Below are 22,130 nucleotides of genomic sequence, written 5' to 3' on the forward strand. Positions count from 1 at the left end.
GGCACCCGGATCGCCGCCCGAAGGACCGCGGCCCTCGGGCCACCGGCCTCAGGCCGCCGCCCTTCAGTCTGTCGCCGTCCTGCCGCCGGTGAGCCGGGTGAGCGCCAGGTACAGCACCAGGGAGGTGCCGAGTCCCACCGCCCAGCCGTAGTCGGCGAGCGCGGACAGCGCGGGAACGGGACGGCCGTCGATCAGGGGCTCGAAGTCGGCGCCGCCGATCGCGAGCACGCCGCCCACCAGGAAGGCCGCCACCGCCCGCCAGTTCCAGCCGCCCGTGTACCAGTAGCGGCCGCCCGTGCGGTACAGGTCGGCGAGATCGAGGCGGGTGCGGCGCAGCAGCCAGTAGTCGGCGACGAGGATGCCCGCCACCGTGCCGAGCAGGCCGCCGACCAGCCCGAGCCAGGTGAAGATGTAGCCCTGCGGGTCGGAGTACAGCTTCCAGGGGAAGATCAGCACGGCGAGAACGGCGGTGATCAGTGCCCCGCCGCGGAAACTCACCTTCCTGGGCGCGAGGTTGGAGAAGTCGAAGGCCGGCGAGACCAGGTTGGCCGCGATGTTCACGGACAGGGTGGCGACCAGCACGGTGACCAGGGCGTAGAGCAGGCCGACCACGTTGTCCGTCTTGGCGGCGAGCTGGACCGGGTCCCAGACCGGCTTGCCGTACACCGCCTGCGAACCGGACGTGACGAGCACGGAGAGGAACGCGAACAGGGTCATCGTGGTCGGCAGGCCGAGCGCCTGGCCCCAGGTCTGCGCCTTCTGGCTCTTTCCGTACCGGGTGAAGTCGGGGATGTTCAGCGACAGCGTGGACCAGAAGCCGATCATGCCCATCAGGGCGGGCCAGAACAGCTTCCAGAAGTCGGCGCCCCAGCCCAGTGCCGACGGCTGGCCGAAGAGCGGGCCGACGCCGCCGGCCTTGCTGCTCATCCACCACAGCATGACCAGCGCGCCGAGGATCACGAAGGGCGCCGCCCAGTTCTCGAAGCGGCGGATCGTCTCCATGCCCCGGTGGATGATCGCGACCTGGAGGGCCCAGAAGATCGCGAAGGACAGCCACATGGTCCACGCGTGGCCGCCGATGTGCGAGGCGTTCGCCCAGCCGTCGCCGATCAGCTTGCCGGCGAGGAAGTAGATCGCCTCGCCGCCGATCCAGGTCTGGATGCCGAACCAGCCGCAGGCCACCAACGCCCGCACCACCGCGGGCAGGTTGGCGCCGCGCACGCCGAAGGAGGCGCGGGCGAACACCGGGAAGGGGATGCCGTACTTGGGGCCCGCGTGCCCGGTCAGCAGCATCGGCACCAGCACGATCAGATTGGCGAGGGCGATGGTGAACACGGCCTGTTTCCAGTCCATGCCCACCGCGATCAGCCCGGAGGCCAGGGTCCACGAGGCGGTGTTGTGGGCCATGCCGACCCACAGGGCGGAGAAGTTGTACGTCGTCCACGTGCGCCCCGCCGCGGGGACCGGGAGGAGGTCCTCGTTGGCGTACGGGCCGCTGGGCGGCGGAGTGCCGGGGGCGAGTTCCACGCGCCCGTCGGGCAGGGTGACTTGGCCGGATGTCGGTATGGCCGTGGGAGCGGTGTCGGTCATGGGCTGGCCAATCGGGGAGAGGGTTCGGGACAGGCCGCGCGGGCACCAGCCCCCTCCCCGGGACGGCGGGGAGGGGAGACCAAGAGGGGCGTGGGGGGGGGAACTCGGACCCGGGAGGGGGGTCAGGCGTTGAGGGCGGGGATGACGTGCCGGCCGTAGGCGTCGATCGTGGCCTCCTGCGCGTCGTGCATGTCGTACACCGCGAACTGGTCGACGCCCAGCGCGCGCAGCGCCTTCAGTTTCTCGACGTGCTTCTCGACGGGGCCGATGACGCAGAACCGGTCCACGATCTCGTCGGGCACGAACCGGGTGTCCGGGTTGCCGCTGCGTCCGTGATGGGCGTAGTCGTAGCCCTGCCGTGCCTTGATGTAGTCGGTGAGTTCCGCGGGGATCCGGTCGGAGTGCTCGCCGTACTTGGCGACCAGGTCGGCGACGTGGTTGCCGACCATGCCGCCGAACCAGCGGCACTCTTCGCGGGCGTGGGCGATGGCCTCGGGCGAGTCGTCGTCGGTGACGTAGGCGGGAGCCGCGACGCAGACCGTCACCTCCGCCGGGTCCCGGCCGGCGGCGACCGCCGCCTCCCTGACGGCCTTCACCATGTACTCCGTCAGATACGGGTCGGCGAGCTGGAGGATGAACCCGTCGGCCTCCTCACCTGTCATCTTCAGCGCCTTCGGACCGTAGGCGGCCATCCAGACCGGGAGTTCGGCGCCCTCCTTGATCCAGGGGAACCGGATCTTCGTGCCGCCGAGGTCGGCCTCCTCGCCGCTGCCGAGGGCACGGATGACCTTCATGGCCTCGCTGATCCGGGCGAGGGTGTTGGGCGCGCGGCCGGCGACACGCATCGCGGAGTCGCCGCGGCCGATGCCGCAGACCGTGCGGTTGCCGAACATGTCGTTGAGGGTGGCGAAGGTGGAGGCGGTGACCTCCCACGTGCGGGTGCCGGGGTTGGTGACCATCGGGCCGACCTTCAGCCTCGTGGTGTTGGCGAGGACCTGGCTGTAGATCACGAACGGTTCCTGCCACAGCACGGAGGAGTCGAAGGTCCAGCCGTAGCCGAAGCCGTTGCGTTCGGCCCGCTTCATCAGGCTGACGACGCGGGAGGCGGGCGGGTCGGTCTGCAGAACGAGTCCGAAGTCCATGGGCGTCGCTCCTAGTTGAGGTACTGACAGGTGGAACGCGGGGTGTACACGCCGTGGCCCGGGCGCCCGGTGTACTCCCGCTGGTCGATGACGTGCTCACCGCGCGAGAGCACGGTCTCGACCCGGCCGGTGACGCGCCTGCCCTCGTAGGCCGAGTAGTCGACGTTCATGTGGTGGGTCTCGGCGGAGATCAGCTGCTCGGCGTGCGGGTCGTAGACGACGACGTCCGCGTCGGCCCCCGGAGCGATGGTGCCCTTCTTCGGGTACAGGCCGAACATGCGCGCCGGGGTGGCGCAGGCGATCTCGATCCAGCGGCGGCGGGAGATGCGCCCGTCGACGACGGCCTGGTGGAGCAGGTCCATCCGGTTCTCCACGCCGGGCAGGCCGTTGGGAATCTTGGAGAAGTCGCCGCGTCCCAGTTCCTTCTGGCCGGTGAAGCAGAAGGGGCAGTGGTCGGTCGAGACCACCTGCAGGTCGTTGGTGCGCAGTCCCCGCCAGAGGGCGGCCTGGTGCTCCTTGGGCCGCAGCGGTGTGCTGCACACGTACTTGGCACCTTCGAAACCGGGCTCGGCGAGGTTGTCGGTGGACAGGAACAGGTACTGCGGGCAGGTCTCGCCGAAGACGTTCAGCCCTTCGTCGCGGGCCCGTGCCAGCTCGGCCACCGCCTCCGTCGCGGAGACGTGCACGACGTACAGGGGGGCTCCGGCCACCTGGGCCAGCCGGATGGCGCGGTGGGTGGCCTCCGCCTCCAGCAGGGCCTTGCGGACCTCGCCGTGATAGCGCGGGTCGGTCTCGCCACGGGCCAGCGCCTGTTCCACGAGCACGTCGATCGCGATGCCGTTCTCGGCGTGCATCATGATCAGGCCGCCGTTCTCGGCGGAGCGCTGCATGGCGCGCAGGATCTGGCCGTCGTCGGAGTAGAAGACACCGGGATAGGCCATGAACTGCTTGAACGAGGTGACGCCCTCCTCGACCAGCAGGTCCATCTCCTTGAGGGTCTCCTGGTTCACATCGGAGACGATCATGTGGAAGGCGTAGTCGATGGCGCAGTTGCCCTCGGCCTTGCCGTGCCAGGCGTCCAGGCCCTCGCGCAGGGTGTGGCCGACGCTCTGGACGGCGAAGTCGACGATCGTCGTCGTACCGCCCCACGCGGCGGCCCGGGTGCCGGTCTCGAAGGTGTCCGAGGCGAAGGTGCCGCCGAACGGCAGTTCCATGTGGGTGTGGGCGTCGACGCCGCCCGGGATGACGTACTTCCCGGTGGCGTCGATGACCTGCTCGGCGGTGAACGCCTCGGCGGCGGGGGTGCCGGAGGCGGCGAGGGCGGCGATGCGGCCGTCCTCGATCAGCACGTCGGCGTGGATCTCGTCGGACGCGGTGATGACGAGACCACCGCGGATGACGGTACGACTGCTCATGGTCCCTCTCCTGGGTGGGTGCGGGTCGGGTGTGGCCGGTCGCGCCCGCTCGGCGGTGGCCGCACGTCGAATGCGGTCCCGCGCCCTTTCAGGGCGCTTGTACGAGCCGGCGTTCCTACGGCGCCGTCAGCGGCCCGTACGCCCCGGGCGCCCGGTCCCGGTAGAACTGCCAGCGGTCGCGGACCTCGCGGAGTCGGGCCAGGTCCAGGTCGCGTACGACGAGTTCGGTCTCCTTGTCGCTCGCCACCTCGCCGACGAACCGGGCCTCCGGGTCCACGAAGTAGGTGGTGCCGTAGAAGTCGTTGTCGCCGAGGTCCTCCACGCCGACCCGGTTGATCGCTCCGACGAAGTACTCGTTGGCGACGGCCGCCGCCGGCTGCTCCAGCTGCCACAGGTAGCGGGACAGCCCGCGCGAGGTGGCCGAGGGGTTGAAGACGATCTCGGCACCGGCCAGGCCCAACGCCCGCCAGCCTTCCGGGAAGTGCCGGTCGTAGCAGATGTAGACGCCGATCCGGCCGACGGCCGTGTCGAAGACGGGCCAGCCGCTGTTGCCCGGCCGGAAGTAGAACTTCTCCCAGAACCCCTGCACTTGGGGGATGTGGGTCTTGCGGTACTTGCCGAGGTAGGAGCCGTCCGCGTCGATCACCGCGGCGGTGTTGTAGAGCACGCCCGGCTGTTCCTCCTCGTACATGGGCAGGACCAGGACGATGCCCAGTTCGCGGGCGAGGGTCTGGAAGCGCCGGACGGTCGGGCCGTCGGGGATCCGCTCGGCGTACTCGTAGAACGCTTTGTCCTGCACCTGGCAGAAGTAGGGGCCGTAGAACAGCTCCTGGAAGCAGAGGACTTGGGCGCCCTGTGCGGCGGCGTCGCGGGCCGCCTGCTCGTGCACCTGGATCATGGATTCCTTGTCGCCGGTCCAGGCGGTCTGGAAGAGGGCGGCACGGATCACTCGGCTCATCGGGGCCTCCGGTAGCTCGGTGTGCCGTGAGCCTAGAAAGCCCGCACGTCCCCTTTGAGTGGCAGCGTGTCACGTCTGCGGGCCGTGGGCGTGCCACCGTGTCACGTGTGTGCGGGCCCATGTTTCACCGCCGTTGTCGCTGGTCGTCTCGGGTTTCACCCCTGTTGCACGTCGTGCGCGAGGAGTGCGATGTGCACGGAGGCCGCCTGTTCGAAGTCGTCCAGGTCGATGCCGAGGCGGGCCTGTATGGCCTCGAGGCGGCGATAGAGGGCGGGCCGGGAGACGTGGTGGAGCTGGGCGGTACGGGACTTGTTGCGGCCGGTGGCGAGATAGGTGCGCAGGACGTCCAGCAGCTCCGGTTCGGCGTCGCACAGCAGCCCGTCCAGCTCCCGTTCGGCGAAGGACTGCACCTGCGGGTCGTCGCGCAGCAGCCGGATCAGCCCGCGCAGGTGGACGTCCTTGAGCCGGACGACGGCCGGCAGGTCGAGGACGGCGGTGGCGTCGGTCACGGCGTCGGCGACGTGCCGGGCCTCGCGCAGGCCCGCGGGTACGTCGTCCCAGGCGGTGCGCGGGTCGGCGGCGGCGACCACCGTGTCCGGCGCACCGGTCTCGGCCCGCAGCCGGGTGGCGAAGTGCGCGGTCAGTGCCTCGGCGTGCTGGTCGCGGGCGAGGCTGAGCAGGACGGCGGCGGCCCCGCCGGCCGACTCGGCGACCAGCCCGGGCAGCCCCAGGATGCGCAGCACGCGGCCGAGCGGGCCGGGCTCGCCACCCGGTACCACGAGCGGGACGAAGGTCCGCCGGTTGACCGGCAGCCCGGCCGCCCGCGCCCGCGGCAGCAGGTGACGGGCCGGTACGATCCCGGAGATCAGGTCGGACAGCAGGCTCTGCGCGGACTCTTCCTCCCAGGTGTGCGCGGATCCGCCGCCGAGCATGCGGTGCAGCACCAGGGCCTCGGCGGCGCGGTCGGCGAGCAGCCGTCCGGTGGCCGCGTCGCCCCGGTAACCGCACAGCATCAGCCGGCCCCACCGTTCCCCGTGCCCGCCCAGTTCGGCGCGGATCCAGCCGTCGCCCGCGCTGCCCCCGGCCTGCCGGGCGATCCGCTCCCAGTCGCGCAGTACGTCGTCCGCGGCCGACCGCTCCCCCGCGGTGGCGAGGACGCGGTGGGCGAGGTTGGTGACCACCACCGGGCAGCCGCTGTGCCGGGCGACCTCGTCGAGCAGCCCTTGCAGCGGGGCACCGGCCGTGATCAGCCCGGTGAGTGCGGTGCGTACGGTCTCCGACAGGCTGACGGCGGCGAACCTGCGCCGGACCAGACGGCACTGCACCTCCTCCGTCAACTCGGCGAAGGGGAAGGGCCGGTGCAGGACGACCATGGGCAGCCCGCACCGGTCGGCGGCCCGCCGCATCACCGCGGGCGGGGTGGGAAAGGCCCGCCCGAGACCGAGGACCACGGCCGCGGCCTCGGCCCGGTACAGGGAGCGGATGTACTCGGCCTGCTTGGCCTCGTCCCCGGCGAGGAGGACTCCGGTGGTGAGCACCATCTCGCCGCCGCTGAGCATCACGCCGACGTCGGCGGCCTCGGCGACGTGCACCCAGCGCACAGGCCGGTCCAGCTGCCCGGCCCCGGCCACCACCTCGGGCTCGCCGGCGAGCACCCGCTCCAGGTTGAGCACCTGCCGAACGGAGAGCGCGGGCTCGTGCGGCTGCCACGTGTCGGTCGAGATGGTCGTCATGGCCGTGTCCCTCGCTCGGTGGTGCCGGCTCGCTGTGCGGTCACACGCTCCGCAGCGCGCTTTCGAGGATGGCCGCGCCCTCCTCGGCCTCCGCGACGGTGAGCGACAGCGGGGGCGCGACGCGCAGGACGCTGGTGTCGTGGCCGCCGCCCTTGCCGATGAGCAGTCCGCCCTCGCGAGCCGCCTCCAGCACGGTGCCGGCCGCCCGCGGATCGGCCTCGTCCGTCCCGGGTCTCACCAGCTCGACGCCGATCATGAGCCCGCGTCCGCGCACCTCGCGCACACCGGGCAGCTGGGCGGCGACGGCCCGCAGCCGCTCGATGAGCAGACCGCCGACCCGCCGGGCGTTGCCCTGCAGGTCGTGTTCGAGGAGGTAGGTGAGGTTGGCGAGCCCGGCGGCCATGGTGACCTGGGTGCCGCCGAAGGTCGAGATGCTGTTGGCGTCCAGGCAGTTCATGATCTCGGCGCGGGCGATCACCCCCCCGACGGACATGCCGTTGCCGATCCCCTTGGCGAAGGTGACGAGGTCGGGCGGACCGCTGCGGTCGTGCGCCTGCCATCCCCAGAAGTGCTCGCCGGTGCGGCCCCAGCCGGTCTGCACCTCGTCGGCGATCCACAGGATGCCGTGCTCCTTCAGGACCTCGCGGAAGGCGGCGTAGAGCCCGTCGGGCGGGGACGTGAACCCGCCGACGCCCTGGACGGGTTCGGCGATCAGCGCGGCGGGCGGCCGGGTGTGCCCGAGGATGTCCCTCAGATCGGCCACGCAGGCGTCGATGAACGCGCGGTCGTCGAGATGGGCGTACGGGCCGCGGGTGCGGACGCCGCCGTGCACGTACAGGGTCTGCAGCGGGGACAGCGAGGTCGGGGACCAGCTGCGGTTGCCGGTGATGCCGACCGTGCTGAAGGAGCGCCCGTGGTAGCTGTTGCGCATGGCCAGCACGGTGTTGCTGCGCCGGTGGGCGGTGGCCAGCAGCAGGGCGGTGTCGTTGGCCTCGGTGCCGGAGGTGGTGAAGAACACCCGGGCGTCCGGGATTCCGCTCACCTGGGCGATGCGCTCGGCGAGTTCGACCATCGGCCGGTTGAGGTAGAGGGTCGAGGAGTGGATGATCCGGCCGGCCTGTTCGCTGACCGCCTTGGTCACCTCGGGCAGTGCGTGCGCGGTCATCGTGGTCAGGATGCCGCCGAAGAAGTCCAGGTAGCGGTTGCCGGCCGAGTCCCAGACGTGCCGTCCCTCGCCGTGGGTGATCTCCAGCGGGTCGTCGTAGTAGAGGGCGAGCCAGTCGGGCAGGGCCTTGCGGTGGCGTGAGTAGAGGTCGTTCACGGCTGTACCAGCCCTTCGTAGGCGTCGGGGCGGCGGTCACGGTAGAAGGCCCACTGCTGCCGCACTTCCTCGATCAGGTCGAAGTCGAGGTCGCGGACCAGGAGTTCCTCGCCCTTGTCGCTCCCGGTCTCACCGACGAACCGTCCCCGCGGGTCGACGAAGTAGCTCGTGCCGTAGAAGTCGTTGTCGCCGTACTCCTCCTGCCCCACCCGGTTGATGGCGGCGACGAAGTACTCGTTGGCGACGGCTGCGGCGGGCTGCTCCAACTGCCAGAGGTGGGAGGACAGTCCGCGGTGCGTGGCGGACGGGTTGTAGACCAGCTGCGCCCCGTTGAGCCCCAGCTGCCGCCAGCCCTCCGGGAAGTGCCGGTCGTAGCAGATGTAGACGCCGACCTTGCCGACGGCGGTGTCGAAGACGGGCCAGCCGAGGTTGCCCGGCTTGAAGTAGTACTTCTCCCAGAAGCCCTTGACCTGCGGGATGTGGTGCTTGCGGTACTTGCCGAGGTAGGTGCCGTCGGCGTCGATCACGGCGGCGGTGTTGTAGTAGAACCCGGACTGCTCGATCTCGAAGACCGGGACGACGACCACCATGCCGGTCTCGCGGGCGAGGTCCCGCATCCGGCGGACGGTCGGCCCGCCGGGCACCGGCTCGGACCAGCGGTAGTGCTCCGGATCCTGGACCTGGCAGAAGTAGGGGGCGTTGAAGACTTCCTGGAAGCCGATGATCTTCGCACCCCGACGGGCCGCCTCCCGGGCGTGCTCCTCGTGTTTCGCCACCATGGACTCGGTGTCGCCGGTCCAGGTGGCCTGGACCAGAGCGGCGCGGACGACGTTGGCCATGAGCTGCTCCTTCGACGCGACCTCAGAGCCTCTACGCCCGTAGAGCAGGGTCGTAGAGGGACGAAAGTAAGCCTCCGCGGGGCCCTTGCCAAGACCATCGTCGTCAAGCCGCGGAGTCGATCACGTTTCACACTCCTGTGGGTGAGCGTCGGACACCGGTCGCGGGGCGGACCGGGGCACATCGGGACGAGCACGCCCGCGGCCTCCCGCGGACCGTGAGCCCGGACCCGCTGCGAGCCTACGAGCCGGTCCGCGACCGCGCCACGGGTGCGTTCCGGCCCCGCACGGCCCTCGTACACCGGCCGGCACCAGGCGTGTCCCGCGGCTGCGCCACGGGGCGTTCCGGTCGCACGGCGCGGTCACCAGGTGTGTCCCGCGACCCGCACGGCGTGGTCACCAGGTGTGTCCCGCGACCCGCACGGCGTGGTCACCAGGTGTGTCCCGCGACCCGCAGGGCGTGCACGAGGTCCCAGTGCCGTTCGTCGGAGACGGCCTGCGCGGCCTCCAGCAGCAGCGGCACGAGCCGGTCGGGGGCGGCGGCCGCACTGAGGGCGGCCTCCTCCGGGGTGCGGACGCGCACACAGGCGTCCAGCAGCGCCCGCGCCTCGCGCCCGCGGGCCTCGTCGGCCAGCCGCAGCACGGCCACGCCGATCTGCTCGGCCGGGCGGGCCACGCCCTGCCGCAGCAGCTGCCGTCCGTCGTGGGCCCGTCCCGCCGCGGCCAGCGCGTCGGCGGCGGTCACCAGCCGGTCGGCGGGCAGCGCGGCGGCCTCCCACAGCAGCGTGGCCCAGTCGGCGCCGAGCCCCGCCCGGTGCAGGGCATCGGCGAGCAGCGGTAACCGGGACGTGGGCCAGTGTGTGGCCTCCACCAGGAGCACGTGCGCCTCCCCACTGCGCCCCGCGGCCCGCAGCCGGGCGAGCCGGTCCACCAGCTCGCCGACCGCCTCGGCCGCCCCGGCGTCCGGCGACTCCACGGGGACCGGTACCGGCCGGTCCGGCGCGGCGGCGCCGGCGAACCGGGCCCCGCGCGGCGCGCTGAGCCCGCCGCCGTCGTCGTCGGCCGGCACGTCCACCGGCGCCCGCCGCACGACCACGCCGGCCTCGTCCTCGGCCAGCCCGGCGAACCGGGCACTGCCACGGCGACGTCTACGGGGCCCGGCCGGGCCCGAGGACGTGTTCGCGGTGGGGTGGCCTGAGTCGGAGAGCGTGTTCGCGGTGGGGTGACCTGGGTCGGAGAGCGTGTTCGCGGTGGGGGGCGCCGGGACCGGAGGCGGGTACGTGGCGGGGTGAGCCGCGGCCGGACCGGGCGGTGGTGCGGCGCCGGTGGTGCGAGCCATCGCCCGGGAGTCCAACTCGCGCAGTCTGGCCCGGAGTTCGGTGCAGCGCGCCGTCGCCCGCTCGTGGTCGTCATGAGCCCAGGCGAGGTCGAGGCGGAGAGACTCGACGTCTTCACGGGAGGCCGGCGCCGACAGCAGGCGGCTCAGTTCGTCCCGGCGCTCGGCGGCGTACCGCTGCTCGCGGAGCATGGCGCCGAGACGGCCGGCCACGTCGTCCCGGGCGCCCGGCCGGGCGTCGTGGGCCGTGAGCGCGGCGGCGTGCAGCGTACGGGCCCGCCGCCGCTCGGCCGTCGCGGCCGCGGGACCGCGGGCCGCTCCGAAATCCTGCAGGAGCGCCTCGACGACGTCCCACGGCGGCACCTCGCGCCCGTCGAGGCAGGCGCGCATGCCCTCGGGGTCGCGCCGCCAGAAGACCCCGGACCAGCCGCAGCCCTGGTCGAGACGCGCCAGGAGCCCGTCCAGGTAGCTCGCGAACTCCCTTGCCCCGCCGGGGAGTCGATCCACAGCCATCGCCCAGCTCCCGCCCGACCGCCAGCACTCCGGTGGGTAGGCAACACCACTTGTGTTACGGGGCTGCTACGCACAGTTTTCCGGCAGCACGCGGACGCCCGGTCGTGGACCGTGGCCGGTTCGGGACGCCCACGGCGGAGCGTCTCCGGCGGCCGGGCCGGCGCCTCAGACGGGCACCAGCGCGCACCGGGTGACGAGTTCGTCCATGGACAGGCCGAGCACCCGGGCCAGCGCGGCGACCGTGAAGAAGGCCGGCGTCGGCGCACGCCCCGTCTCGATCTTGCGCAGCGTCTCCGCCGAGATGCCGGCCTCGGCGGCGATCTCGACCATGCTCCGGTCGCCGCGCGCCGCACGCAGCAGCCGCCCGAGGCGCTCGCCGCGTTCGTGCTCTTCCGGAGTGAGGGGGGTGCGCACCATGGCACCCATTCTAATACCGGGCCACGGCCGCGTTCCGGCCGTCGGCGCGACCGGCGTCGGCAACCCCATTCAAATACCGGTATAGTAATTGGCATGATGGAACTCAAGACGGACGCGTCGATCGACGCCATGCACGCTGCCGGCCGGGTGGTGGGGCGGGCGCTGACCGCCGTACAGGAGGCCGCGCGCGTCGGCGTCACACTGAGCGAGCTGGACGAGGTGGCACGAGAGGTGCTGCGCGAGGCAGGGGCGTCCTCCCCGTTCCTCGGCTACCGCCCCGCCTTCGCACCGGTCCCCTTCCCGGCGGTGATCTGCACCTCGGTCAACGACGCGATCGTGCACGGCATCCCGACCGGCCGGCAACTGCGGGACGGCGACCTGCTCTCCGTCGACTGCGGCGCCGAACTGGACGGCTGGGTCGGCGACTCGGCGATCAGCTTCGTGGTGGGCCGCCCGCGCCCGGCGGACCTCCGGCTGATCGACACCGCCGAGCGGGCGCTGGCGGCGGGCATCGAGGCGGCGGTGGCCGGCAACCGCATCGGGGACATCGCGCACGCCGTGGGCCGCGTGTGCCGTAGCGCCGGGTACGGGATCATGGGCGGTTTCGGCGGCCACGGGGTGGGCCGGCGCATGCACGAGGAGCCCGAGGTACCCAACGAGGGCCGTCCCGGGCGCGGCATCCCGCTCCGGCCGGGCATGGTCATCGCCATCGAGCCCATGCTGATCGCGAGCGGCAGCGACGCGTACTGCACGGCGAGCGACGGCTGGACACTCCGCACGATCGACGGCTCCCGAGCGGCCCACGTCGAGCACACGGTGGCGATCACGGAGCAGGGCCCGCGAATCCTGACGGCACGCGCGCGGGCCTGAGGGGGGCCCGGATCCCGACGGGACGCGCGCGGGCCTGAGGGGGCCCGGGAGACACCGCCCTGGGCCGCCCACACCCGTGCGCGCCGGTCCGTGTCGCCCGGCGGCCGTCGGGTGGGTGCCGAGCAGGCGACATGCCCGCCCCCATGGATCGTGACATCGTGGCATGAGTGGGCTCCGATCGGGCCACCCGGCGAAGCCAATCGTCAGCGAAGGAACTCGACGCCATGACCAACGGCTACCCTCCTGACCCCTTCGGTGATTTCATGGCCCGCTTCTTCGGCGGGCTCCCGAGCGGAGCGCAGGGGCCCCGCCACATCGACATGGGGCGCCTGCTCAGCCAGCCGGCCCGGGAGCTGGTCAGAGGGGCCGCCCAGTACGCCGCCGAACACGGCAGCCGGGATCTGGACACCCAGCACCTGCTGCGCGCGGCGCTGTCCACCGAGCCCACCCGCAGCCTGCTGAGCCGGGCCGGGGCGGATCCCGACTCGCTCGCGACGGAGATCGACGGCCGGGCCGGACCGGTCCAGCACCCGCCCGGCGAGGTACCGCCGCCGACCTCGCTGTCGCTGACGCCTGCCGTCAAGCGGGCCCTGCTGGACGCCCACGACATGGCACGGGCGAGCGGCGCCGGGTACATCGGCCCGGAGCACGTGCTCAGTGCCCTGGCCTCGAACCCGGACTCCGCGGCGGGGCACATCCTGCACGCGGCCCGCTTCTCCGGAGGCGCCACGCCGGCCGAGGCTCCGGAGAGCAGCACGCAGGCCCGCCCGGAGCGGCAGCGGCCCACGGGCACGCCCACCCTGGACAAGTACGGCCGCGATCTGACCGAGCTGGCCCGGCAGGGCCGTATCGACCCGGTCATCGGCCGGGACTCGGAGATCGAGCAGACCGTGGAGGTGCTGTCGCGGCGCGGCAAGAACAACCCGGTGCTGATCGGTGACGCCGGCGTCGGCAAGACGGCGATCGTGGAGGGCCTCGCGCAGCGGATCGCCGACGGTGACGTGCCGGACGTGCTGTCCGGGCGGCGGGTGGTCGCGCTGGACCTGACCGGGGTCGTGGCCGGCACCCGGTACCGGGGCGACTTCGAGGAGCGCCTGAACAACATCGTGGAGGAGATCCGCGCCCACTCCGACCGGCTGATCGTGTTCATCGACGAACTGCACACGGTCGTGGGCGCGGGCACCGGCGGCGAGGGCGGCGCGATGGACGCCGGCAACATCCTCAAGCCCGCGCTCGCCCGCGGCGAACTCCACATCGTGGGCGCGACGACGCTGGAGGAGTTCCGCCGGATCGAGAAGGACGCGGCGCTGGCCCGCAGGTTCCAGCCGGTCCTGGTGCCCGAGCCGACCGTCGAGGACACGATCGAGATCCTGCGGGGGCTGCGCGACCGGTACGAGGCGCACCACCAGGTCCAGTACACCGACGAAGCGCTGGTCGCCGCCGTGGAGCTGTCGGACCGCTACCTCACCGACCGGCGGCTGCCGGACAAGGCGATCGACCTGATCGACCAGGCGGGCGCCCGGGTCCGGCTGGGCGCCGGGACGAAGGGCACGGACGTCCGCGCGCTGGAGCGCTCGGTCGAGCAGCTGGTGCGGGACAAGGACCAGGCGGTCGCGGACGAGGACTACGAGCAGGCCAAGCAGCTGCGCGACCGGATCGGCGAGCTGAAGCGGCAGATCGTGGAGGCGGGCGAGGAGGACAAGGCGGACGAGGGGCAGCTGGAGGTGACCGCGGAGGCCATCGCCGAGGTGGTGTCCCGGCAGACCGGCATCCCGGTCAGCCGGCTGACCCAGGAGGAGAAGGAGCGCCTGCTGGGTCTGGAGGAACACCTGCACCAGCGGGTGGTCGGCCAAGAGGAGGCCGTCGCCGTGGTCACCGAGGCGGTGCTGCGCTCCCGCGCGGGGCTCGCGAGCCCGAACCGGCCGATCGGCAGCTTCCTCTTCCTCGGCCCGACCGGTGTGGGCAAGACGGAGCTGGCCCGGGCACTCGCCGAAGCCCTGTTCGGCAGCGAGGACCGCATGGTCCGGCTGGACATGAGCGAGTACCAGGAGCGGCACACGGTCTCCCGGCTGGTCGGTGCCCCGCCCGGCTATGTCGGCCACGAGGAGGCCGGGCAGCTCACCGAGGTCGTGCGCAGGCACCCGTACTCGCTGCTCCTGCTCGACGAGGTGGAGAAGGCGCACCCCGACGTCTTCAACATCCTGCTCCAGGTGCTGGACGACGGCCGGCTGACCGACTCCCAGGGCCGGACGGTGGACTTCACCAACACGGTCATCGTGATGACCAGCAATCTCGGCTCCGAGGCGATCACCCGGCGCGGTGCCGGGATCGGGTTCGGGCCGGGCGGCGCCGAGGCGGACGAGGAGGCGCGGCGCGAGCAGATCCTCCGGCCGCTGCGCGAGCACTTCCGGCCGGAGTTCCTCAACCGCATCGACGAGATCGTGGTCTTCCGGCAGCTGAGCAGCGAGCAACTGCGGCAGATCACCGACCTGTTGCTGGAGAGCACCCGCCGGCTGCTGGACGGGCAGGGCGTACGCGTCGAGTTCACGGACGCCGCCGTCGACTGGCTCGCCGAGCGCGGCTACCAGCCGGAGTACGGTGCCCGGCCGTTGCGCCGCACCATCCAGCGGGAGGTGGACAACCAGCTGTCCCGGCTGCTGCTGAACGGCACGATCTCCGAGGGCAGCCGGGTCACGGTGGACGTGCGGGAAGGACGGCTGGACTTCCGCACCGAGGCGGCCACCGGCGAACGCACCGGGCGCGGCACCGATGCCCACACGGGGCAAGGCGCCGAACACCCGGGGCCCGCCGCCGGGGACAGCGGTACCGGCGAACGCGGAGGCGACCGCGGGGGCGAACGCACCGGGGAGGTCCCGGGGGAAGGCACCGGGGAGGACCGGCCGCCCGCACCTCCGTCATGAGGCCCGGGCCGCCGGATCCCACGACCGCCTCGCCGTACCCGTCACGACGCCCAGCCGTACGTGTCACGACGAGCAGCCGGCCGTACCTGTCACGACGCCCGAGACAGCCCCTCACGGCGCCCGAGACAGCCGTCACGGCGACCGCGGCAGCCGTCACGGCGACCGCGGCAGCCGTCATGACGCCTAGGGCGCCGGGTCCACCACCATCGCCGCGCCGCCGCCACGCCGTGTCTTCTCGGCGGCGGCCAGCCACTTGCCGTTCGGCAGCCGCTGCACACCGGTCGCCGCGCCGATCTCGGGGTTCAGCGAGAAGGAGTGACCGATGGCCTCCAGTTTCGCCCGCAGGCCGCTGTCGTAGAGAGCCGGTTCCAGCTCCGTCTTCGCCGCGTTGCGCTGGCTGGCTCGGGGTGCGGCGATGGCGTCGACCAGCGGCAGACGCCGGTCGAGGAACCCGGTCAGGGTCTGCAGCACGGTGGTGATGATGGTCGCCCCGCCGGGCGAACCGAGCGCCACCACGGGCTTGTTCTGACGGTCCAGGACGATCGTCGGTGAGATCGACGAGCGCGGCCGCTTGCCCGGGCCGGGCAGGTTGGGGTCGTGGACGGCCGGGTTGGCCGGGGTGAAGGAGAAGTCGGTCAGCTCGTTGTTGAGCAGGAAGCCGCGGCCGGGCACGGTGATGCCGCTGCCGCCGGTCTGCTCGATCGTGAGCGTGTAGGAGACGACGTTGCCCCACTTGTCGGCCGCCGTCAGATGGGTGGTGTTCTCACCCTCGTACGTCGTCGGAGCCGCCGTGCCGCCCTTGCCGCAGGCCGCGGGGTGGCGCGGGTCCGCCGGGGCGAGCGGGCTGGCGAGCACCGCGTCGTCCTTGATCAGACAGGCGCGCGAGTCGGCGAACCGCTGCGACAGCAGCTGCCGCGTCGGGACGTTCTCGAAGGCGGGGTCGCCGACCCAGCGCCCGCGGTCGGCGAAGCCGATCCGGCTCGCCTCGATGAAGTGGTGCAGGTACTGCACCTCGCTCGCCTTCGAGAGGTTCGTCCGCTCCAGGATGTTGAGGGCCTCACCGACCGTCGTACCACCGGAGGAGGAGGGCGCGATGGAGTACACGCCCAGGCCGCGGTACGACGTCCTGGTGGGCGCCTGCAGTTTGGCGCGGTAGACGGCGAGGTCCTTCTCGGCGAGCTTGCCGGGGCGGGCGTTCCAGCCGGAGGCGGGGTCCACGGGCGGGTGTTCGACCGTGTCGACGATGTCGTCGCCGATGTCTCCGCGGTAGATCGCGTCGATGCCCTTGCGGCCCAGTTCCTCATAGGTGCGGGCGAGTTCGGGGTTCTTCAGGGTGGTGCCGACCACGGGGAGCCCGCCGCCCGGCAGGAACAGCTTCGCGGTGTCGGGGAAGTAGCGGAACCGGGTCTCGTTGGACGCGGTCTGCGAGCGGAAGGTGTCGTCCACGGTGAAGCCGTCGCGGGCGATCCGCTCGGCCGGCCCGAGGACGGTGCCGAGCCGCTTGCTGCCCCACTCGTCCAGCGCCTTCTGCCAGGTGGCCGGCGTGCCCGGGGTGCCGACGCTCAGCCCGCTGCTGACGGCGTCGGCGAACGCGAGCGGCTTGCCCTTCTCCGTGAACAGGTCGGCGTCGGCGGACAGCGGTGCGGTCTCCCGGCCGTCGATCGTGTGCACCGTACGGGTCTTCGCGTCGTAGTAGACGAAGTAGCCGCCTCCGCCGACGCCCGCGGAGTAGGGCTCTGTGACCCCGAGCGCGGCGGCGGTGGCGACGGCCGCGTCGACGGCGTTGCCGCCGTGCTTCAGCACCTCGATACCGGCTGCGGAGGCGTCCGCGTCGACGCTGGCGACGGCCCCGCCGTAGCCGACGGCCACGGGAGCCTTGCCGGCCGGCCGGCTCGTCGTCGTCGCGGCGGGCGGCGCCGCGGCCCCCACCGACACCACGGCGGCCGAGACCGCCAGAACCGCCAGTCTCCGCGTACCTGGGCGACCCATGCGTACCTCCCGTCGGGACAGTCCGCGCAGCGTAACCAGATCGGTGCCCTACCGACAGTACGCCTCGGCTCCCCGCCACACGACCGTCACACATCGAACACGGGTACGTAGCCGCCACCCGGGCCCGCTAGCATGCGCGGCCATGAACGACGACGTGCGCAACATCGTGCTGGGGGTCATAGCGGCGGGCGTCTCCGCCGCACTCGGCTGGCTCGCCCGCACCTCCCTGTGGCGGCGCGGACTGCGGCGCCAGCAGGCGTTCTTCGGGCTGCCCGACCATTCCGAGTCGCTGCTGGTGGTCAACCGCAACGCGGGCGGACCGGAGCTGTCGGTGATGCGGCACGACGTGTTCGCCCTGCTCGAACTGTCCGCGCTCATCAAGGACTGCCACGCGCACGCGCAGGTCGTGGCGCACGACGCCGCCCGGCAGGGCTTCGGCGAGCGCACGGAGTTCTGCCTCGGCGGGCCCGCCTCGAACCGCCGGATGGCCGCCCATCTCTCCTCCTTGCTGCCGGGTGTGCGCGTGAACATGGAGGCCGACGCCGCGCAGGACCGGTGGGCCTTCCGGATCGACGGCACCGACTACCCCCTGGACGGCGGCCGGAGCGAGTACGCGCTGCTCGCCCGGCTCACCGCGGGCGAGCGGCGCGACGCCCGCCCGGTCTTCCTCTTCTGCGGCCAGACCGCCGTCAGCAACCAGGCCGCCGCCCGCCATCTCGCCCGGCACCACGAGCGGCTGGCCCGCAAGTACGGGACCGGCTCCTTCGCGCTGCTGCTGAAGGTGGTCAACTCCGAGGCCTACGGCCCCGATGTGGTGGAGCTGGTGGCGGACGTGACGCGCGCGGCGCGGACCCCGCTGCCCGAACCCGCCGCCGCCGGAACCGAGTGAAAGACCAACAACCTTTACCGGCACGTAACTTACCGACGGGTTACTTGCGGTAAGGCAGGCCGGTTACCGTCGGGTCACTTTGCACTCAACCAAGTGAGGAGTGACCCATGGGACACGGTCGCACCGCTCTGCGCGCCTCGGCCGCGGGAGCCGTCTCGGCGGCGCTGGTCGCCGGCACCGTCGTCGGCCTGGCACCGGTCGCGCAGGCCGCGCCGTCCGTCCGCTTCGTCGACATCACGGGCGACGGCGGCACGATACTGAAGGCGAACGTCCTGACGCCGGCGGGCGCCGACGGCTCGCACGCCTACCCGCTCATCGTGCTGCCCACCAGCTGGGGCCTGCCCCAGGTCGAGTACCTCGCCCAGGCACAGCAGCTCGCCGACTCCGGCTATGTGGTGCTCAGCTACAACGTGCGCGGTTTCTGGCAGTCCGGCGGCCAGATAGAAGTGGCCGGTCCGCCGGACATAGCGGACGCCTCCAAGGTCATCGACTGGGCCCTCGCGCACACCCCGGCCGACCCGGGGCACATCGGCATGGCCGGGGTGTCGTACGGCGCCGGGATCAGCCTGCTGACCGCCGCCCACGACAAGCGCGTCAAGGTCGTGGCCGCGCTCAGCGGCTGGGCGGACCTGGTGGCCTCGATCTACTCGGGGCGCACCCAGCACGTACAGGCCCTCGGCGTCCTGGACGGCGCGGCCACCCTCACCGGCCGTGAGAGCCCGGAACTGCGGGAGATCTTCGACAACCTGTACTCCTCGAACCTGGCCAAGGAGCAGGAGATGATCGACTGGGGCCGTAAACGCTCGGCCACCACCTACGTCGACCAGCTCAACGGCAACGGCGCCGCCGTCATGCTCGCCAACGCCTGGGGCGACACGGTCTTCCCGGCGAACCAGTACACCGACTTCTACGAGAAGCTGACCGGCCCCAAGCGGCTCGAGATGCGCCCCGGCGACCACGCGACGGCCGAGCTGACCGGCCTGTTCGGGCTGCCCAACGACGTGTGGACGGACACCCGGCGCTGGTTCGACCACTACCTCAAGGGCGCCGCCAACGGCATCGACCGGGAGCAGCCGGTCCAGCTGAAGTCCCGTAGCGCGGGGGGATACGAGGGCTACCCGGACTGGAAGTCGGTCGCCGCCACGCGGCGGAAGATCGCGCTCGCGGGCTCCACCACCATCCACGCGAACATCGACTCCGGGGCGGACGGCGGGCTCGTCTTCCTCTCCAGCATCCTCGACCAGGTGGCCCAGCTGCCGCCGATCGCCTCGATACCGCTGCTGCCGCGGCGCTGGGCGGCCGTGTGGCAGTCGGAGCGGTACGGCACGGCCCAGCGGGTGCGCGGCACGGCGACACTCCACACCACGCTCACCCCGAACAGTGAGAGCGGCACCCTCGTCGCCTACCTGTACGACGTGGGCCCGCTCGGCCTCGGCAAGCTGGTCACGCACGCGCCCCTCACCTGGTACGGGCGAACGCCCGGCGAGCCGTTCGGCCTGGACCTGGACCTGTTCTCCACGGCCTACGACGTCCCCGCCGGGCACCGTCTCGCGCTGGTGGTCGACACGGTCGACCCCTTGTACACCGAGCACAACCCGTCCGGCGCGCAGCTGACCTTCTCCTCACCCCCGGGCGACCCGTCGTACGTGTCGGTCCCGCTGCGCGAGCAGTGATCACCGGCTGCCGCCGGACGAGCCTGGCCCGTTGAACTGCCGCCCCCCTTACGGTCCCGGGGCCGTGGGGGGCTCCCCACCCGGCAGCAGCGCCCCAGGACCGGCCGGGGCCACCGCCACGGCCTCGGTCTTGGGACTGCGCTGCTCACGGCGGGACACCCAGCCGGCGAACCACGAGAGCAGCATGCACATCCCGATGTAGATCGGCGAGATCACCATCACCACGGGGATGAACGGCAAATCGTAGTCGAGGTTCGAGGCGATGAGCTTCCCGGCGTGGAGGAACTCCTCGTAGGTGATGAGAAAGCCCAGGGAGGTGTCCTTCAGAGCGACCACCAACTGGCTGATGATGGCGGGCAGCATGGCCCGCAGCGCCTGCGGGGCCAGGACGTGCACCATGACCTGGGTCTTGCGCATGCCGAGCGCGAACGCGGCTTCGTGCTGGCCGCGTTCGACGGCGTTCACCCCGGAGCGGAAGACCTCGGCGAGCACCGAGCCGTTGTAGAGGGTGAGGCCCGCGACCAGCGCGGGCAGCGGCTGCACCTTGAGCGCCACGAAGATGAAGAAGATCATCACCAGGACGGGCATGGCCCGGAAGAACTCCACGACGAGCGTGGCCGGCCGGCGTACCCATCGGTGGTCCGACAGCCGCCCGGCGGCCAGCACCCCGCCGAGGGCGAGGGAGAGGACGGCGGCGAGCGCGAACGCCTTCAGGGTGTTGCCGAGACCGCGCAGCAGCAGTTCCTGGATGCCTTTGTACTCGAACGGCATCCACTTGGTGTAGGTGAACTGGCCGGTGCTGAAGAGGAGGTACAGGATCCAGGCGACGAGGGCGAGGATGACCGCGGTGGACAGGACGCCGTAGAGGAGGTGCCGATGCCGGGTGCGCGGGCCCGGGACGTCGTAGAGGGCGGTGGCCTCGGTCATCGGGCCGCTCCCCACTTGCGCTCCAGCAGGTTGAACAGGGCGCTGATGGCGAGTGTGATGATCAGGTAGCCGACGGCGATCCAGACGAAGGTCCAGACGATGTTGTAGCCCAGTTCGTTGATGGTCTTGTAGGTGCCGAGCAGTTCGGTGACGCTGAAGGCGCCCGCGATCGCGGAGTTCTTGGCGAGCGCGATGAGCGTGGAGCCGACCGGTGGGATCACGGACCGGAAAGCCTGCGGCAGCACGACCAGGTTCAGCGTCTGCGCGAAGGTCATGCCGAGACTGCGGGCCGCCTCGCCCTGCCCCGTGGGGACCGTGTTGATGCCGGAGCGCAGTGCCTCGCAGATGAACGCCGAGGTGTAGCAGCCGAGGGCGAGCACCGCGAACACCTGGAAGGGCAGCACGAGTCCGAACCTGGGCAGACCGAGCAGCACCGCGAAGAAGAGCAGGGTGAGCGGGGTGTTGCGCAGGACGGTGACCCAGACCGTGCCGAAGACCCGCAGGGAGCCGACCGGGGCGACCCGGAAGGACGCCATCAGGAATCCCAGTACCAGCGCCAGCAGGGAGGCGTAGACGGTCAGTTCGACCGTGCCGAGGAAACCTTCCCAGTAGGTCGGGAAGTTGTCTTTCAGTACGTTCATGCCGTCCTCGCTCAGCTCGCCGGGTAGCGGTCGATCGCGGGCGGGTGGGGGGCGGGCACGCCCGAGAGGCCGAGCGTGGCGTCGTACGCCTTCTTCCAGTCGCCGTTCCTCTCCCGTGCCTGAGTCGCGTCGTCCAGAGCGAAGCGCAGGGCGTTGTCGCCGTGCGGGACGCCGATGCCGTACGGCTCCTTCGAGAACGGCCGTCCGACCACCTTCAGTTCGTCGGGGGCCTTGGCCGCGTAGCCGATGAGGATGGCGTCGTCGGTGGTGACGGCGTCGACCTGGTAGGTGAGCAGGTTGTCGACGCAGACGGAGTAGGTGTCGTAGGCGACCAGGACCGCCCTCGGGTAGTCGTCCTTGATGCGCTGGTACGGCGTCGAGCCGGCCGCCGAGCAGACGCGTCTGCCGGCGAGGTCCTGGGGGCCGTGGATGTCCTTCTCGTCCTTGCGGACCAGCAGGGACTGGCCGGCCATGTAGTAGGGGCCGGCGAACCCGACGAGCTTCTTTCGGTTGGCGTTGATGGTGTAGGTGCCGACGTAGTAGTCGATCTGGCCGTTCTGCAGGGCGGTCTCGCGGTTGGCCGAGGCGATGGTGCGGAATCGGATCGTCTTCGGCGGAAAGCCGAGGGAGGCGGACATCATCTTGGCGATCTCGACGTCGAAGCCGGAGTAGCCGCCGGTCGCCGGGTCCTTCTCGGCGAGGTAGGGCTGGTCCTCCTTGGTGCCGACGACGAGGTGGCCGCGCTTCTCGGCGCGGGTCCAGGTCCTGGAGCCGGGCAGGCGGAAGTCCCGCGCCACCCGGTAGTCGGGGAGTTCGTCGGCCGCCGGTCCCTTGGCGGGCGGGCTGCCGTCCTTGCCGCAGCCGGCCGCGAGCAGGGCACAGGCGCCGAGCAGGGCGGCGCACAGGGGCCGGCGCACACGGGTGGTCGGGGCGGCCGGCACACGGGTGGTACGGAACAT

Annotated in this window: 17 protein-coding genes; 4 read left to right on the plus strand and 13 right to left on the minus strand. The window is 71.7% G+C overall.

Annotation, left to right across the window (positions count from 1 at the left end; genetic code table 11):
• Positions 1-63 precede the first annotated feature (63 nt).
• The 9 genes from ACGFT2_RS20570 to ACGFT2_RS20610 all read right to left on the minus strand — a co-directional run bounded on the left by ACGFT2_RS20570 (position 64) and on the right by ACGFT2_RS20610 (position 11,261).
• The gene (locus ACGFT2_RS20570) at positions 64-1,590 is read right to left on the minus strand and encodes an NCS1 family nucleobase:cation symporter-1 (protein WP_393280130.1); all 1,527 of its coding nucleotides are present in this window, start codon (positions 1,588-1,590) and stop codon (positions 64-66) included.
• 122 nt (positions 1,591-1,712) lie between these two features.
• Positions 1,713-2,732 (minus strand): TIGR03842 family LLM class F420-dependent oxidoreductase, encoded by a 1,020-nt coding sequence (locus ACGFT2_RS20575; protein WP_393280133.1) that lies wholly within the window; start codon positions 2,730-2,732, stop codon positions 1,713-1,715.
• Between the two features lie 11 nt (positions 2,733-2,743).
• Complete coding sequence (gene hydA, locus ACGFT2_RS20580) at positions 2,744-4,147, minus strand: dihydropyrimidinase (protein WP_393280137.1); 1,404 nt, start codon at positions 4,145-4,147, stop codon at positions 2,744-2,746.
• A 115-nt stretch (positions 4,148-4,262) separates the two neighbouring features.
• Positions 4,263-5,105, minus strand: a complete 843-nt coding sequence (locus ACGFT2_RS20585) for a nitrilase-related carbon-nitrogen hydrolase (protein WP_393280140.1) — start codon at positions 5,103-5,105, stop codon at positions 4,263-4,265.
• A gap of 155 nt (positions 5,106-5,260) precedes the next feature.
• A complete protein-coding gene (locus ACGFT2_RS20590) occupies positions 5,261-6,838 on the minus strand; it encodes a PucR family transcriptional regulator (protein WP_393280143.1) in 1,578 nt (525 codons plus the stop codon).
• A 40-nt stretch (positions 6,839-6,878) separates the two neighbouring features.
• The gene (locus ACGFT2_RS20595; RefSeq protein WP_393280146.1) at positions 6,879-8,159 is read right to left on the minus strand and encodes an aspartate aminotransferase family protein; all 1,281 of its coding nucleotides are present in this window, start codon (positions 8,157-8,159) and stop codon (positions 6,879-6,881) included.
• Positions 8,156-8,998: a nitrilase-related carbon-nitrogen hydrolase gene (locus ACGFT2_RS20600; RefSeq protein ID WP_393280148.1), complete on the minus strand. Its 843-nt coding sequence runs from the start codon at positions 8,996-8,998 to the stop codon at positions 8,156-8,158. Before ACGFT2_RS20600 ends, ACGFT2_RS20595 begins: the two co-directional genes overlap by 4 nt.
• A 427-nt stretch (positions 8,999-9,425) precedes the next feature.
• On the minus strand, positions 9,426-10,844 hold the full coding sequence (locus ACGFT2_RS20605) for a hypothetical protein (RefSeq protein WP_393280151.1): 1,419 nt from the start codon (positions 10,842-10,844) through the stop codon (positions 9,426-9,428).
• Between the two features lie 165 nt (positions 10,845-11,009).
• Complete coding sequence (locus ACGFT2_RS20610; RefSeq protein WP_393280154.1) at positions 11,010-11,261, minus strand: helix-turn-helix domain-containing protein; 252 nt, start codon at positions 11,259-11,261, stop codon at positions 11,010-11,012.
• 93 nt (positions 11,262-11,354) lie between these two features.
• On the opposite strand from ACGFT2_RS20610, the gene map reads away from it, so the two are divergent.
• Together map and ACGFT2_RS20620 are read left to right on the plus strand one after the other, a co-directional pair.
• Complete coding sequence (gene map, locus ACGFT2_RS20615) at positions 11,355-12,131, plus strand: type I methionyl aminopeptidase (RefSeq protein WP_393280157.1); 777 nt, start codon at positions 11,355-11,357, stop codon at positions 12,129-12,131.
• Positions 12,132-12,355: 224 nt separating this feature from the next.
• Positions 12,356-15,052, plus strand: coding sequence for an ATP-dependent Clp protease ATP-binding subunit (locus ACGFT2_RS20620; RefSeq protein ID WP_393280159.1), 2,697 nt, complete (start codon positions 12,356-12,358; stop codon positions 15,050-15,052).
• A 183-nt stretch (positions 15,053-15,235) separates the two neighbouring features.
• Here the strand turns inward: ACGFT2_RS20620 and ggt are convergent, their stop codons facing one another.
• Entirely contained in the window at positions 15,236-17,041 is a 1,806-nt protein-coding gene (gene ggt / locus ACGFT2_RS20625; protein WP_393280161.1) for a gamma-glutamyltransferase, read from the minus strand.
• Between the two features lie 142 nt (positions 17,042-17,183).
• Between ggt and ACGFT2_RS20630 the strand changes: the two genes are divergently transcribed.
• Together ACGFT2_RS20630 and ACGFT2_RS20635 are read left to right on the plus strand one after the other, a co-directional pair.
• Positions 17,184-17,930 carry a hypothetical protein gene (locus tag ACGFT2_RS20630; protein WP_393280163.1) on the plus strand — a complete coding sequence of 249 codons (747 nt, stop codon included), beginning with the start codon at positions 17,184-17,186 and terminating at the stop codon, positions 17,928-17,930.
• Between the two features lie 107 nt (positions 17,931-18,037).
• Positions 18,038-19,603, plus strand: a complete 1,566-nt coding sequence (locus ACGFT2_RS20635; RefSeq protein WP_393280166.1) for a CocE/NonD family hydrolase — start codon at positions 18,038-18,040, stop codon at positions 19,601-19,603.
• A gap of 48 nt (positions 19,604-19,651) precedes the next feature.
• On the opposite strand, the gene ACGFT2_RS20640 is transcribed toward ACGFT2_RS20635, so the two are convergent.
• From ACGFT2_RS20640 to ACGFT2_RS20650, 3 genes are read right to left on the minus strand one after another with little or no spacing between them, the layout of a single operon-like run.
• Positions 19,652-20,530 (minus strand): amino acid ABC transporter permease, encoded by an 879-nt coding sequence (locus ACGFT2_RS20640; RefSeq protein WP_393280168.1) that lies wholly within the window; start codon positions 20,528-20,530, stop codon positions 19,652-19,654.
• The gene (locus ACGFT2_RS20645; RefSeq protein ID WP_393280170.1) at positions 20,527-21,171 is read right to left on the minus strand and encodes an amino acid ABC transporter permease; all 645 of its coding nucleotides are present in this window, start codon (positions 21,169-21,171) and stop codon (positions 20,527-20,529) included. The genes ACGFT2_RS20640 and ACGFT2_RS20645 overlap by 4 nt, the downstream gene beginning before the upstream one ends.
• An 11-nt stretch (positions 21,172-21,182) precedes the next feature.
• Positions 21,183-22,130: a glutamate ABC transporter substrate-binding protein gene (locus ACGFT2_RS20650; protein WP_393280173.1), complete on the minus strand. Its 948-nt coding sequence runs from the start codon at positions 22,128-22,130 to the stop codon at positions 21,183-21,185.

Origin of the sequence: Streptomyces sp. NPDC048514 (assembly GCF_043199955.1) — a bacterium.
GTDB lineage: Bacteria > Actinomycetota > Actinomycetes > Streptomycetales > Streptomycetaceae > Streptomyces.

What these genes read in the sequence shown, in the direction of transcription:
- ACGFT2_RS20570 (WP_393280130.1), bottom strand. Translation starts at nt 1,590, where the DNA reads ATGACCGACACCGCTCCCACGGCCATACCGACATCCGGCCAAGTCACC.
- ACGFT2_RS20575 (WP_393280133.1), bottom strand. Translation starts at nt 2,732, where the DNA reads ATGGACTTCGGACTCGTTCTGCAGACCGACCCGCCCGCCTCCCGCGTC.
- hydA (WP_393280137.1), bottom strand. Translation starts at nt 4,147, where the DNA reads ATGAGCAGTCGTACCGTCATCCGCGGTGGTCTCGTCATCACCGCGTCC.
- ACGFT2_RS20585 (WP_393280140.1), bottom strand. Translation starts at nt 5,105, where the DNA reads ATGAGCCGAGTGATCCGTGCCGCCCTCTTCCAGACCGCCTGGACCGGC.
- ACGFT2_RS20590 (WP_393280143.1), bottom strand. Translation starts at nt 6,838, where the DNA reads ATGACGACCATCTCGACCGACACGTGGCAGCCGCACGAGCCCGCGCTC.
- ACGFT2_RS20600 (WP_393280148.1), bottom strand. Translation starts at nt 8,998, where the DNA reads ATGGCCAACGTCGTCCGCGCCGCTCTGGTCCAGGCCACCTGGACCGGC.
- ACGFT2_RS20605 (WP_393280151.1), bottom strand. Translation starts at nt 10,844, where the DNA reads ATGGCTGTGGATCGACTCCCCGGCGGGGCAAGGGAGTTCGCGAGCTAC.
- ACGFT2_RS20610 (WP_393280154.1), bottom strand. Translation starts at nt 11,261, where the DNA reads ATGGTGCGCACCCCCCTCACTCCGGAAGAGCACGAACGCGGCGAGCGC.
- map (WP_393280157.1), top strand. Translation starts at nt 11,355, where the DNA reads ATGATGGAACTCAAGACGGACGCGTCGATCGACGCCATGCACGCTGCC.
- ACGFT2_RS20620 (WP_393280159.1), top strand. Translation starts at nt 12,356, where the DNA reads ATGACCAACGGCTACCCTCCTGACCCCTTCGGTGATTTCATGGCCCGC.
- ggt (WP_393280161.1), bottom strand. Translation starts at nt 17,041, where the DNA reads ATGGGTCGCCCAGGTACGCGGAGACTGGCGGTTCTGGCGGTCTCGGCC.
- ACGFT2_RS20630 (WP_393280163.1), top strand. Translation starts at nt 17,184, where the DNA reads ATGAACGACGACGTGCGCAACATCGTGCTGGGGGTCATAGCGGCGGGC.
- ACGFT2_RS20635 (WP_393280166.1), top strand. Translation starts at nt 18,038, where the DNA reads ATGGGACACGGTCGCACCGCTCTGCGCGCCTCGGCCGCGGGAGCCGTC.
- ACGFT2_RS20640 (WP_393280168.1), bottom strand. Translation starts at nt 20,530, where the DNA reads ATGACCGAGGCCACCGCCCTCTACGACGTCCCGGGCCCGCGCACCCGG.
- ACGFT2_RS20645 (WP_393280170.1), bottom strand. Translation starts at nt 21,171, where the DNA reads ATGAACGTACTGAAAGACAACTTCCCGACCTACTGGGAAGGTTTCCTC.
- ACGFT2_RS20650 (WP_393280173.1), bottom strand. Translation starts at nt 22,130, where the DNA reads ATGTTCCGTACCACCCGTGTGCCGGCCGCCCCGACCACCCGTGTGCGC.